The sequence below is a fragment of the Intestinibacillus sp. NTUH-41-i26 genome (assembly GCF_032769475.1).
GTDB classification, from domain to species: Bacteria; Bacillota; Clostridia; order Oscillospirales; family Butyricicoccaceae; genus Agathobaculum; species Agathobaculum ammoniilyticum.
In genome coordinates, this window is the sequence record NZ_CP136477.1 from 2,269,076 (window position 1) to 2,281,933 (window position 12,858).

Annotated in this window: 11 protein-coding genes and 1 pseudogene; 2 read left to right on the plus strand and 10 right to left on the minus strand. The window is 49.3% G+C overall.

All coding sequences use genetic code 11. The features are described from left to right. Positions 1 to 4: 4 nt before the first annotated feature. The 10 genes and pseudogenes from RX717_RS11650 to RX717_RS11695 all read right to left on the minus strand — a co-directional run bounded on the left by RX717_RS11650 (position 5) and on the right by RX717_RS11695 (position 9,973). Positions 5 to 1,267: a DNA recombination protein RmuC gene (locus RX717_RS11650; RefSeq protein WP_107631799.1), complete on the minus strand. Its 1,263-nt coding sequence runs from the start codon at positions 1,265 to 1,267 to the stop codon at positions 5 to 7. A 28-nt stretch (positions 1,268 to 1,295) separates the two neighbouring features. After that, on the minus strand, positions 1,296 to 1,964 hold the full coding sequence (locus RX717_RS11655) for a GTP pyrophosphokinase (RefSeq protein ID WP_054328089.1): 669 nt from the start codon (positions 1,962 to 1,964) through the stop codon (positions 1,296 to 1,298). Between the two features lie 106 nt (positions 1,965 to 2,070). Continuing rightward, entirely contained in the window at positions 2,071 to 2,484 is a 414-nt protein-coding gene (locus RX717_RS11660) for a DUF2178 domain-containing protein (protein ID WP_107631798.1), read from the minus strand. Beyond that, a complete protein-coding gene (locus RX717_RS11665; RefSeq protein WP_054328091.1) occupies positions 2,471 to 2,701 on the minus strand; it encodes a helix-turn-helix transcriptional regulator in 231 nt (76 codons plus the stop codon). The genes RX717_RS11660 and RX717_RS11665 overlap by 14 nt, the downstream gene beginning before the upstream one ends. 249 nt (positions 2,702 to 2,950) lie before the next feature. Next, on the minus strand, positions 2,951 to 4,021 hold the full coding sequence (locus RX717_RS11670; protein ID WP_054328092.1) for a LacI family DNA-binding transcriptional regulator: 1,071 nt from the start codon (positions 4,019 to 4,021) through the stop codon (positions 2,951 to 2,953). 131 nt (positions 4,022 to 4,152) lie between these two features. Then, positions 4,153 to 5,109: an ABC transporter permease gene (locus tag RX717_RS11675; RefSeq protein WP_107631797.1), complete on the minus strand. Its 957-nt coding sequence runs from the start codon at positions 5,107 to 5,109 to the stop codon at positions 4,153 to 4,155. Between the two features lie 17 nt (positions 5,110 to 5,126). Further along, positions 5,127 to 6,648 (minus strand): annotated as a pseudogene (locus tag RX717_RS11680) (sugar ABC transporter ATP-binding protein). Positions 6,649 to 6,772: 124 nt separating this feature from the next. Next, a complete protein-coding gene (locus RX717_RS11685; protein WP_107631796.1) occupies positions 6,773 to 7,744 on the minus strand; it encodes a substrate-binding domain-containing protein in 972 nt (323 codons plus the stop codon). Positions 7,745 to 7,815: 71 nt separating this feature from the next. Continuing rightward, a complete protein-coding gene (gene iolG, locus RX717_RS11690; protein ID WP_054328097.1) occupies positions 7,816 to 8,829 on the minus strand; it encodes an inositol 2-dehydrogenase in 1,014 nt (337 codons plus the stop codon). 10 nt (positions 8,830 to 8,839) lie between these two features. Continuing rightward, a complete protein-coding gene (locus RX717_RS11695; protein WP_316960300.1) occupies positions 8,840 to 9,973 on the minus strand; it encodes a zinc-dependent alcohol dehydrogenase in 1,134 nt (377 codons plus the stop codon). A gap of 238 nt (positions 9,974 to 10,211) precedes the next feature. Here RX717_RS11695 and iolN point away from each other — a divergent pair, with 238 nt between their 5' ends. Then, positions 10,212 to 11,330 (plus strand): 3-dehydro-scyllo-inosose hydrolase, encoded by a 1,119-nt coding sequence (gene iolN, locus RX717_RS11700; RefSeq protein WP_054328598.1) that lies wholly within the window; start codon positions 10,212 to 10,214, stop codon positions 11,328 to 11,330. 881 nt (positions 11,331 to 12,211) lie between these two features. Continuing rightward, complete coding sequence (locus tag RX717_RS11705; protein ID WP_159068190.1) at positions 12,212 to 12,847, plus strand: hypothetical protein; 636 nt, start codon at positions 12,212 to 12,214, stop codon at positions 12,845 to 12,847. Positions 12,848 to 12,858 lie beyond the last annotated feature (11 nt).

A 12,858-nucleotide genomic window follows, 5' to 3' on the forward strand; every position in this document is an offset into this window, starting at 1 on the left:
CCCTTTACTCCTCCGGCTCCGCCGCGTCCTCTCCCAAGGCGAGCACGGTTTCGCTCTCCACTTCGCTCAGCTCGGTCACGCTTTTGAGCTTGCGCCGAATCGCGCGGGTGCGCGTGCCGACCAGCTTGTCCAGCTCGCGGCTGGCCTGGTCCAAACGGGTCTGCGTCTGCGTCAGGCAGGCCTCAAATTTATCAAACTCGGTCTTGACCGCCCCGAGCACGCTCCACACCTCACCAGACCGCTTTTGTATCGCAATCGTGCGGAACGACATTTGCAGCGAATTGAGCAGCGCCGCCATCGTACTCGGTCCCGCGATGTTCACATGGTAATCGCGCTGCAGCACCTCCACCATGCCGCGGCTGACCGCTTCCGCATACAACCCCTCGAACGGCAGGAACAGGATGCCGAAATCCGTCGTATATGGCGGCTCCAGATATTTGTCGCGGATATCCTTCGCTTCCGCCTTCAGCGTATTGACCAGCGTTTTGGCACAGGCGTCGAGCTGTTCGCGCGCGCCGTCCTCATAGGCGTCGCGCAGCGCGCCATACGTCTCGCCGGGGAATTTGGAGTCAATCGGCAGCCAGATAAAGCCCCCATCCTCCACTGGCAGCTTGACCGCGTATTCAACCACGTTGCGGCTCCCCGGCCGTGTGGCGACGTTCACCCCATACTGCTCGGGCGCAAGGATATCCTCCAGAATCGCGCCGAGCTGGATCTCGCCCACAATGCCGCGGGTCTTGACATTGGTGAGAACCTTTTTCAAATCGCCCACGCCCTGCGCCAGCGTCTGCATCTCACCGAGGCCCTTATAGACCTGTTCCAGCCGCTCATTGACCAGCTTGAACGATTCATTCATACGGTCGGATAGCGTTTTCTGCAGCTTTTCGTCCACGATCCGCCGCATATCGTCCAGCTTTCTATTGTTATCCTCCTGCAGGGCGCGCAGGTTTTTATCCACGGCTGCGCGGATGTTTTCCAGGCTTTGCGCCGTTTCCGCCGTAAAGCCGTGCAGCCGCTTTTCAAACTGCCCCAGCTGGTCGGTCACGCCACCCATCCTGCCGGACAGGCTTTTCTCCATCGCGGAAAGCTGGTCCAACTGCGCCGCGCGGCCTTCCTTCAGATTTTGGCTGACCAGCGTCCCCAGCGCCGCGATGGTGCCGCTGTCCTCCTGCCGTTCCTGGACCGCGGGTTTCCGCGTCAGCAGGATGATGACCAGCGCCAGCAGGATGATGACCAGTACCAGCGTGGCCACAGATAGGTATTGCATTGTCTCGGTCCTTTCTCAGCTTTGTGTTTTACCGCAGGACATGCAGCTCCTTAGCAATGCGCTGCATCTCCTCATCGGTCGCCGCGATAACATCCGCGCACTCTTTCAGGTCGTCCGATATGTGCGGCGGCACCTGCACATCGGATTTATACCGAAGCTGATGCTCCAGACTCGCCCAGAAATCCATGGCAATCGTCCGCAGCTGCAGCTCGATCCGCACCGGCTTGGTTGTTTCCGACAGGAAAATCGGCACCTCCAGGATCAGGTGCAGGCTGCGGTAACCATTCGGCTTGGGGTTGGCAATATAGTCCTTCTTTTCGATCAGTGTCAGGTCGCTTTGCCGCATCAGCATATCCGCCACCGTATAGATATCTTGGATAAAGGGGCAGATCACGCGGATGCCGCCGATGTCGTTCAGGTTATCCATCATGGACTGTAAAGAAATCGGGAAGCCGCGCCGCTTGAGCTTTTTGATAATGCTGCGCGGCGATTTGATACGGCTTTTGATCGAATCAATCGGACTTGGCTTGCCGGAGATATTCGATTCGTCGCTCAAAATATCCAGCTTTGTCTTGATCTCTCGGATTCCCGCCTCATACAGCAGCATGATCTGCTGCAACTGCATGGCGGATTCCATCAGTTTCTCCGCGTCGTGTTCACCCAGCATATCCATTTCGAGAAAATCGGTCAGTTCCATTGCATTCCTCCTGCATACAGGCATTACATCCCTTCGGTGTCTATTATAGCATAAAAGCGCCAACTGGGCAATCCAGCCGGCATCGCCCGTGCAAAAGCAGGCAAAATCAGAGCTTTTTGTTATAGTACAGCAAGGTAATGCATTCGATAATCAGCATTGTTGTAAAAATGAGGCCAAAGGCTACCAGCATGCCTCCAAAGAACGCCTCCATTGCCTGCATCCCAAAAATACTGAGCAGCATACAAACAAAGCACACCAGTTCCGCGATACCCAGCGCACGGCTTTTAGCGCGCCACTCGACCAAACGATTTCGCTCGTCCAGTTCCGCGATCTTGTCCTCGCGCGACATCTCCCGGGAAAAGCTGCGGAGCAGTCCGCTGCCGCCGATCAGCAGGCATAAAATTATCATAACCGTTCCTTTCAGGTCAAATCCTTTCCATATGCTGATCATCAGCTGGAGCGTGCCAAGCACTATAAAACCAATTCCATACCAGAACGTTTTTTTGTTATAGATTTTCATACCGCTTATCCTCCTCTTCCCTGTTTTCTTTCAGACAATAGAGCTCCTCGATCGATGTGCCGAACTGCTCCGCTAAACGGTAGGCCAGCAGCAACGAGGGGTTGTACTGCCCCTTTTCCAACGAGATAATCGTTCTGGCAGACACATGGACCCGCTCCGCCAATTGCTGCTGTGTTATACCAGCAGCCGTACGCAATTCTTTTACTCGGTTTTTCACTATACCACCGCCGAATATGAAGTAAGCTTCACATGAAGTATACTTCATATTATATAACAATTATCCAAACTGTCAAGAAAAAACGATTCTCTATATTACAGATCTACAAAATTTTTTACAAACCCATTTACGAATCATTTCTTCTATTCGCTCCATCCATATCAGCATCAAAAACACGGATTGCAGGCGTCGAAAAGCAGCCTGCAATCCGTGTTATGAAATGATTTCAAGTCCATCGTACGGTTATAGTTACCAGTTCATATCCCATTCCGCTTTTACGCTGGGGTCAGTTGAATTGCGTATTATCAACTCTCCCTCCAAGCAAATCATCATTCTGGCGGACTGGTCATTATTGACCCGACGCATAAAAAGCTCGAACGCCTGCGCTCCCATTTCTTCTTTCGGTATATGAATGGTGGTCAACGACGGCGAAATCAGCGAAGCCGGTGTGTTATCGTTAAATCCCACCACTGCAATATCTTCCGGAATCCGGATCTGTTGCTGCTTCAAATAGTTAATCGCGCCAATCGCCATTTGGTCGTTGCCTGCAACAACCGCATCGATTGTTCGTCCTGTATTTAAGAGCTGCTTCATGGCCTCATAGCCGCTTTCGCAGGTATAACGTCCCTCAACAATCAGATGGTCATCCACGCTCAGCCCCTTGAGCAACAAGGAAGATATAAAGCCTCTGCGCCGGTTTTTACCCATCATGTATTGGTTTGGCGCTGCGATATGCGCGATGTTCCTGCGTCCGCTCTCAATGAGGTAATTAGTTGCTTTCATGGTCCCTTCCAAATCGTTAACAACCACTGCGTCTAATTTGGGACTGATCGCTGCTTCAAGGCAGATAATATGCATCGGCTGTGATGAAAAATTGATTGCGTGAAGAAAATCCAAATATTCCGCGGTTTCAATTTGATCCACATCCGCGCAAGACGACAACATAACGCCATCATAATTACGCGAGCGCAACAGATTAATAACTCGTCTTTCCTGGTTAATATCGCCTTTTGTATTAAAGATACTGACCGTGTAATCCTCTTTATCCGCAGCGACCTGAATACTTTTTAAAAGATTCGGAAAAAAGATGCTGGTGATAGAGGGAATAACGACGGCAATTTGCTGGGATTTTCCTGTCTTCAGCTGGCGACCAACTAAATTAGTTTCATAATTCAGTTCTTTAACCGCCTTCATAACCCGTTTTGTCAGAGCGAGACTAACCGGTCTGGTCCCATTCAGCACATTAGATACAGTAGAAATTGACACGCCGGCGTGCCGCGCTACATCCTTTATACCAACAGACTTTTCCGTAAGTATCATATTTCGGGCTTCTTTCTAATAAATTAGCTTACCCCGTTCTGCTACTTGCAAATTCAGGGTTGAATATAGCTGTTTTATTATATCTGATTTTTTTTTGAAATTCAATCTTCATCTTTACATAATTCCCCAATTCAATCCGTCCGTTTGCGGGAATCGAGAAATACCGCTATAACAATAACAGCACCCTTGACCACACTCTGCAAATTGGAGTCGATCTGCAGCATGGTCATGCCATTTACCAAAATACCCAAAATCAAAGCGCCAAATACCGTATTGACAACTTTTCCACTACCGCCGGAAAAACTGGCGCCACCTAAAATTACGCAAGTAATCGCATCCATTTCATAGGCGTTGCCAACAGAAGGATTCCCCGAGCGCATTCTGGCTGTCAGCACAACAGCGGCTACCCCCGTGCAAATACCGGCAATCACATACCCCATGAAATTACATAGACGAACATTAATACCCGAGACCTTTGCAGCAGTTGCGTTTCCTCCAATTGCATATATCGAAGTTCCGTATTTTGTGCGCTCCAAAATAATGTAAATGATAATCGCCATCAAAACAAATATCCACGCTGCAATAGGTAATCCCAAGAAAGAATCTGTCCCGATGCTTTCAAATGCGTCATAAAACCCATTGATGTTTTTGCTATCGGTAATCAGCAAGGCCGCTCCTCTTGCTGCTGACATCATTCCCAGCGTTGCGATAAAAGCAGGAACGTTGCCATACGCTATAAAAAATCCGTTAATCACTCCTGTCAAGGCTCCAATAACTATTGCAATCAAAAACACCAACGGGATGGGAAGCTCCGCTCGAACCGCCAAAGCTGCAAAAACGCCGCACAGCGCTACCACCGAACCTCCGGAAAGGTCAGTACCGCCACTGACAATGGGGAACATAATGCCCAAGGCAATAATACCGATCACAGCCTGTTGACGAATGATATTAACCAGATTCGTGCTTTTTAAAAACGAATCCCCTTTCAGGATACTCATAGCCAACACCAGCGCCAACAAAATTAAAATAGCGCTGTACTCTTTAATAACGACCTGCAGTCTGTCTTTCATTGCAAGCGACTTTTTCATCAAGAATTCCTCCCCATTTAATCTGCTGTACCGGTTGCGTAGCGCATGATCTTTTCTTGAGAGAAATCCTTACGCTCAATGATGCCGACGGCTTTCCCCTCGCTCATTACCAGTATTCGATCGCTCATCCCCATGACCTCCGGCATTTCTGAGGAAACGATGATAACGCATTTCCCTTGCTTGGCAAGGTTTGTCAGCAGCCTGTGAATCTCGGATTTACTTCCCACATCGATACCGCGTGTGGGCTCATCGAAAATAAGGATATCGGGGCTGGTTAGCAGCCATCGTCCGACCAATACCTTTTGTTGATTTCCCCCTGACAGATTTGAAATCGGTGTGTTAATTCCGGGGGTCTTTATCGAAAGGAGCTTTTTCATCTCTTCCGCAGAATGCACGGTCATTTTCCGCATGATAAAGGGCCCTTTTGCATGTTTGGATAATGAGGCAGCCACTGTATTCAAACGCACGCTTAACGATAAAAAACAGCCGCTTTGTTTTCTATCTTCCGTAAGGAGGCAAAACCCATATCGAATTGCATCACTGGGCGATTTAATCCGCGCTTCTTTTCCATCCACATAAATTTTACCCGCAGACTTTTTTCGAACGCCAAACAGTGTTTCAACGACCTCGGTACGCCCTGCGCCCATCAGGCCGGCCAAGCCAAATATTTCTCCCCTGCGAACTTCAAAGCTGACATCATGAAATTCGTTATTACGGCTTAGCCCTTCTACCTTCAAATAAACTTCTCCGATTTCCGCTTCTTCCTTGGGAAAAATATTGGTAATTGTACGGCCAACCATCATTTGAATCAACTCATCATAAGTAATATCGCTTGCCAGCTTTGTTCCAATGTATTGACCGTCACGAAACACCGATATATCATCGGAGATTTCAAATACCTCGTCCATCTTATGTGTGATGTAAATGATACTGACTTGCTCATCCCTGAGCTTGCGAATAATTTTGAATAGATGCGCGACTTCTGTTTCTGTGATGGCGGAGGTCGGCTCGTCCATGATAATCAGTTTTGCATTATATGAAATTGCTTTGGCAATCTCACAAAGCTGCTGCTTGGCAACACTCAAGGTTTTCATTTTTGCATCTGGATCTATATCAATCTCCAGTCGATTAAAAAGTTGAAGAGCCGCTTCATGCATCGCTTTATCGTTTTTGATCCAGAGTCCTTTCAAACATATTTCCTTGCCTAAAAAAATGTTTTCATATACTTTGAGTTCCTGCACCGTGCTTAGCTCCTGATGAATCATGGCCAGGCCGTCATCCAGAGCTTCTCTTGGCCCTTTATAGTGTACTTCTTTCCCGTTAAAAATGATTTTCCCACTGTCCCGCGAATAAATTCCCAACAAGATTTTTCATCATTGTGGACTTGCCAGCGCCATTCTCCCCCATCAGAGCATGGACGGTTCCCTTTCTTACGCGCAAATCCACATCTGACAGAGCGATCACCCCGGGAAACGCTTTACAAATACCGCTTGCCTCCAAAATATACTCTTGTCCCAAAAGTACTCCTCCTTGCCGCATGATAGTTTACAAATGGTTGCCCGCTTTTGCGGACAACCATTTGCGCAGAAAGAGACAGTGCTGCTTTTCCATTCTTAATACAGGAAGCGCAGCAGCGTTCCGACCTATGTATTTTTAGGTGTGTTTAACTCCACAATGCCAAATATTCATCCACATTATCTCTATTAACCAGCAGATCTTTCAGGACGACATCTTCCGGCTGCCCGCCTTTGGCCAGTGCCAGCGCAGCATCCAGCGATTCATAGGCCAAACCTTTCGCGTCTGCATAAAAAGTAAGCGTCATATCGCCATTCTTTACATATTCGCAGCCCATCTGAAGGCCATCAATACCCGCGACAACAACATCGTCTATCCCTGCATCCTGCAGCGCCAAAATCGCGCCGATTGCCATTTCATCGCAGGCCGCGCAGATTGCATCAAATTCAATGCCAGAGGTAATCCAGGTTTCTACGATCGAAATGGCGTCTTCACGCAACCAATCTCCATCCTCGCGTGCAACCAGTTCACATTCAGGCGATGCTTCCAAGGCAGACATTGAACCTTCTTCTCTTTCAGAGGCAACCAGCGTACCCTCCGTACCCGCCAGATATGCGATCTTACCGGAGCCGCCAATGGCATCGATAACCGCCTGCATCTGCGCTTCGCCAGTCTCTACACCATTTGCACCGACAAAACAATCCGCATCTTCCGCATCCTGCTGCATGGCTACATAATTGATCCCCGCTGCTTTGACGGAATCAAGAATAGAAAGCGAGGCTTCATAATCGACAGGCTTAAGGCAAACGCTGTCAATTCCCATTTCAATCCAGCCTTCTACGACAGCCATTTGTGTGGACACATCAGATTTACCATCGCCAATGATGACTTCCACATCCGGGTGTTCATCCGCCCATTGCTCAACATAATCGATAACAGACGAAACCCAGGTATCATTCAAATCGTTTACTGTGTAGCCGATAACGATTTTATCTTCTGCTGCCTCGTCCTGCGGCAAATCAGCGGAAGCATCGTTTCCGGATGCTCCATCTGACGAACATCCAGCAAACAGGCTCATCAGCATTGCAAATACCACAAACAAAGCGATTCTTTTTTTCATGATTTTCCTCCTCTTCTCGTCCCTACATTCATGGTAGAACTGCTTTTGTTATTGATCCCCTGCTTTCCGGATCAGGGGATCTCATCAAGTTTGACAGCGCGGTTTTCTCTCCAGGAAAGTGTCGCCGCTTTTGCTATCCGCACTGCTTGCAGCCCGTCATAGGCCGTAACCGGCGGTTCCGCACCATTATTCACCACATCAAAAAATGTCGCTTGCGCATGCACGAAAGCATCTGCATAGCGCTCCAGAAAGAAATATACCGGCTTATCTTCATGAACGCCGTCTTCATTATGTATGCTTACTGTTGTCTCCGGCACATTCCCTACCTGTGCAAAACCTTTTGAGCCATGGACCTCGGTACGTTGGTCATATCCGCAATTCGACTGACGGCTCAGATCAATCAGTCCAACCGCTCCACTATCGAATTTCAAAACAGCCAGAGCCGTATCGATATCACCATACTCTGTCAATACAGGATCAATCAATGCGTTACCGCAGGCATATACCTCAGAGACTTCAGAACCTGAAAAAAATCTGGCAAGATCAAAGTCGTGAATCATGGAATCAAAATAAATTCCTCCACTCGAGGCAATATATTCATAAGGAGGCAGCGCGGGATCTCTTGAACAGAGTTTAATGATTTGAGGAACCCCAATTTTTCCACTGGACACTGTATTTTTCAGTTTTTGTTGGTTTACATCGAAACGGCGCATAAAGCCCATCAGAAATTTTATGCCGGATTTTTGTATTGCTCCAATGGCCTGGTAAATTTTTTCGATGTCAGAATCCAGCGGTTTTTCACAATATATATTTTTACCGGTTTCGCAAGCCCTCATGATATAGGTGCAGTGCGTTGGTGTCGGTGAGCAAATAAATACAGCATCTATTTCCGCGTCCTCGAAAACACAGTTTGCGTCCACACCCGTATTTTCTATGCCAATTCGACCAGCCCACTGTCGAGCTTCTTCGGTCAGGTATGGATCAATAATGTATTTAATTCGGACATCCCGTTGAAACCGAACCAATGCTTCAGCGTGAACTCTCGCGATACGGCCAGCGCCCAGGATTGCAACAACATTTTTCATAAAATACCCCTCAGTATTCCTCCGGATAAATTACTACTTTCAAAGCCTTACCTGCCCGCAGCAGCTCAAGCCCTTTTTCATACTCGCTGAGCGGGAAGGTATGTGTTACAATCTCCTCCAACGGCAGTATTCCACTTTCTATAATGCGAGCTGTTTTTTCAAAATAATATTTTCCAAGGAACCCACCAAAAATCGCTGCCTCTTTGCGGACAATCTCTGCCAGCCGTACCGGCGGCATAGCCGTTTCGTCATGTCCGAACATCACGATTTTTCCTCCAGGGCGAATCATGTCAATCGCTGTGGGCAACAGTTGCCCTACCGCTTCAATACAATGGTCCACCCCCAGTCCATCCGTTTCCTCTAAGCAGACTGCCTTCAAATCTTCCTTAGCAGGATCAACCACACGGGTGGCACCACACTTTAACGCTTTTTCTCTGCGGTATTCATACGGCTCCGACACGATAACCTTTGTCGCACCATTTGCTTTTGCCATTGCCGCAAAAAGGAGTCCCATAGGGCCTGCCCCCAGAACACAAGCCGTATCCCCTGCTTGAATATCCAGTTTTTCAATAGCATAACCAACACAAGAAAGCGGTTCAGCCAAGGCGGCAAGCTGCCAAGGGGTATCTTTGCTGATCTTGTAAACGGAATGTGCTGGAACACAGGTATAGCTTGTCAATGCACCGTCCGCAAAAAGCCCCCTCGTAACTCCATGCTCCGGCCACGGCGTATCCTGCTGGCTGTATAGCGTAGTACACTGGCCCGGACAGTCGCTCCGGCAATTTTTACAGCATCCGCATGGCGGGTGCGGATCAACAATAACTCTGTCCCCGGGCTTCAACCAATCCACTGCCTCCCCTACCGCGGCAACCTCACCACAGTATTCATGGCCAAAAATAATACCAGGCTTTGCCGGATGCATTGGCGGATCCATCAAAACATGCAGATCCGTACCGCAAATACCTACGCCCAGCACTTTAATCTGAACGTCATCCGGCTTTTCCACCTGTGGTACTGGACGATCCTCATAAGCATATTCCCCGGTTTTTTGAAGATAATTGCTTTCATGGTGTTCCACGCCTCCAGTTGAGTAAAATTCAATACGGTTATACCTAAGTAAAAAGATCATTACATGCTTTACCATAAATGCAGGCTGTTTTGATAAAAACGTTTTTATTTGTTGTCGCCATTATACCCCCCCCCCCAGAAATGCAATATTAATTTTGTTAAATCCATCATTTTTGTTAAATATATGATATATACTCTTCTTGTTATTGTGATTTATAACCAATTGACACCCTTTTTCTCTTCATGATATATTTTCATTAAGAATAAAAACGTTTTTTGTTTGTGGACCAAACCAATGAAAGGAGCAATATTTCATGCAAGAGAAGTACTTAACGACAGCGTATCCGAACATATTTTTTGAGGATAACAAGGTAGGACGGCTGAAGAAACGGCTGTGGGACGCCTCGGAGGAGGAGATCCAGGCCATTCTGGATGATTACGGCATCCCGTCCGACAGTGAGATCGGAAAGCCGGGCTGCTATATCCAGACCTCGCCTCGCAAGATGGTGATTGAGAAACGCCATAAGAACGATATCGTCCTGGTGCCAATCGGCTGCACCGAGAATCACGGCATCCATAACAACTCCGGCCTGGACACGTTTATGTGTACCTCGATCTGCGAGGCGGTGCGACGCAAGACGGCTAAGGCGGGCCACGAGGTCGCGTTGGCGCTTCCACCGATCAACTACGGCGGCCATCCCTACCATCACTGCGGTATGCCCGGCACGGTCATGACGAGTGAGAAGTCCATCGTTGATACGCTGATTAACGTAATGGTCGGCTTGTGGGACGATGGTTTCCGCAAGATCATCCTTGTCAACAACCACGGCATGGACTGGATGCTCGAGTCCGCGATTCAGGAATTCTTTAAGCGCTTTGAGCTTCCGGCATTCGCAACGGTCGTTGAGTGGCATCGTGCGATTCGTGAATTTTGGTATCCGCTGGGCGATGAGCGGCCGGACTTCGTCAGCACGCCGTTTGTGCATGCGGACGAAGCGGAAACCTCTGCGGCGCTGCTCATGTTCCCGGGCATGGTGGATATGGGCTGTGTGGTGGACGCGCAGGCGAAGTCAATGGGGATGCTGGACGAAGGCTTCTATGATGGCTCCGTGGACTCATTCCACCGTCCGAACAAGTGGTCCGAGGCGGAAGGCCACCGTGTAATTGAGCGCTTCGGTACCCCTGAGGGTGTTGTGGGCTACCCGTCAAGAGGTGAAGCAAGAAAGGCAAAACGTCCGATTGCCGCGATCTGTGAATACCTGAACTGCATGGTCGAGGACATCCTGGAAGCTTATCCCGCGGGCAAGGTACCCGATCCCCGCAAATTCTCCCTCCGTCCTTACGAGGAGATCGAGCCCTGCCTCCGCGAGCCCCTCAGCGACGGCTGGAAGAGCGTGCATGAGCTCCCCAGACGCGGCCTCTTTATTGATTGACCCTTTCTCTTTTCTTCTTTTTTCTCAATATGCCGCTGTAACTGGCCTTGGCCGACACGGTGGTATACTCCTCATATCCCTCCGTGGATAACAGCAAAAAGGGACGTTCTGCAGAACGTCCCTTTTTAGTTATTATGTCTTACTGCCGACCTGCAACCCACATGCTATCATACTTTTCCGACCGTTAGTTACCCTCCTCTCAACTGTTTTATTGATTCTCAGTTAAGGCTCGGTTGTTTTTGAAATTCAGCTTTCCCATAATTACAGATAAGCCGCTTACGAGCTTTATACTGAAATCGGGAAAAAACCTATTATCAATTTTTCCCATATACGGCTACATGGGTATTTTGATCTTCCTCAGCATGCTGATCAATTATATCTGGCAAAGCGCGGAAAAAGGCATGCTCCTTCCGCTGGGCGAAAATCCCTGCGGCTGCCGGCTGCCCCCATACGTCCCTCGCATCTTTGCAAAATCAATATTTCGTCTAATCCTCTCCACCGCGCACAACGGAACGCGCCCGTTTCCCGTCTAACTTTCCCTGCCTATTGTGGGACGGGCGAAAAAACGCTATAATTTGTATGATTTTACATAGAAAAACAAAATATCGATTTCGACTTCTTTAACGCCGTAGTGCTGGCTCTGTCGGGCTGCTACAGTGTGCTGGCGGCTCTTTTCGATCCGGATACCGCCATCTCCATATTCGGCACCGCCTACTGGTTCCCCCCAGATCGCTGCAGGGCTTTTTGTTGCCCAGCGACCGGACGGACAGTTCTGGTGCATCTTTTTCCTGCGACGCGGTTTCCATCCTGAGTTCTACCGCAGGCTATGTGATCGGGTCCTGGTTTTCCCCTTTGACACCGCGAATCCCGGCATGCTTTGCGTGCGCAACCTGGGCATCATACTGGGGACAGTCTTTGCGGTGCGCTTCCTGACTCCCCGCTTCCAGCACCTGTGGCGCGCCGAAAGGGTACCTTGGACACCGCTGGCCATGACGGTGTTCATGCTGGAGCTGATGATCCTCGCCATGACCACCTATCCCGAGCTAATCTTCTACCGCAGGGGCGAGCATATCAATCTGCTGCACGTATGCGCAGTCAGCGGCGCGGTGCTGTTCATGCTGGTGATTTGCCTGAGTCGGGTAAAGGCCTCTGCGGACCACGCCAAGGAACAGGAGGTCCAACTGGCCATGTCCGAACGGTATTACGCCGAACTTACGACCCAGCCGCAGGAAAACCGCATCCGGCTTCACGATTTACGCCACCATGTCAACGTCTTGAGCGGCCTGTGCAGCCATGGCGATATGGCGGGGAGCGTTTCCTATATCGCGGGAATAGAGCAGTCCATTCCACCCTCCCGCTACCGACACTATTGCCTCAGCGGCGCGGTGAACGCGCTGCAAAAAGCACTGGGAGCGATGGAAAATCAGCCGCATGCTACCGCGCCTCCGCGGGCGACCGCCGTACCATACAACGAAATGCGGCGGCAATATTGCAAAGTCCCCTTTACGCTGTCATAAAATACAAAGCA

Bases quoted from the DNA above. Each gene is read 5' to 3' on its own strand.
- iolG (WP_054328097.1), bottom strand. From the start codon at position 8,829: ATGAAAAATGTTGTTGCAATCCTGGGCGCTGGCCGTATCGCGAGAGTT.
- RX717_RS11650 (WP_107631799.1), bottom strand. From the start codon at position 1,267: ATGCAATACCTATCTGTGGCCACGCTGGTACTGGTCATCATCCTGCTG.
- RX717_RS11675 (WP_107631797.1), bottom strand. From the start codon at position 5,109: ATGAAAAAGTCGCTTGCAATGAAAGACAGACTGCAGGTCGTTATTAAA.
- RX717_RS11655 (WP_054328089.1), bottom strand. From the start codon at position 1,964: ATGGAACTGACCGATTTTCTCGAAATGGATATGCTGGGTGAACACGAC.
- iolN (WP_054328598.1), top strand. From the start codon at position 10,212: ATGCAAGAGAAGTACTTAACGACAGCGTATCCGAACATATTTTTTGAG.
- RX717_RS11685 (WP_107631796.1), bottom strand. From the start codon at position 7,744: ATGAAAAAAAGAATCGCTTTGTTTGTGGTATTTGCAATGCTGATGAGC.
- RX717_RS11670 (WP_054328092.1), bottom strand. From the start codon at position 4,021: ATGATACTTACGGAAAAGTCTGTTGGTATAAAGGATGTAGCGCGGCAC.
- RX717_RS11695 (WP_316960300.1), bottom strand. From the start codon at position 9,973: ATGGTAAAGCATGTAATGATCTTTTTACTTAGGTATAACCGTATTGAA.
- RX717_RS11660 (WP_107631798.1), bottom strand. From the start codon at position 2,484: ATGAAAATCTATAACAAAAAAACGTTCTGGTATGGAATTGGTTTTATA.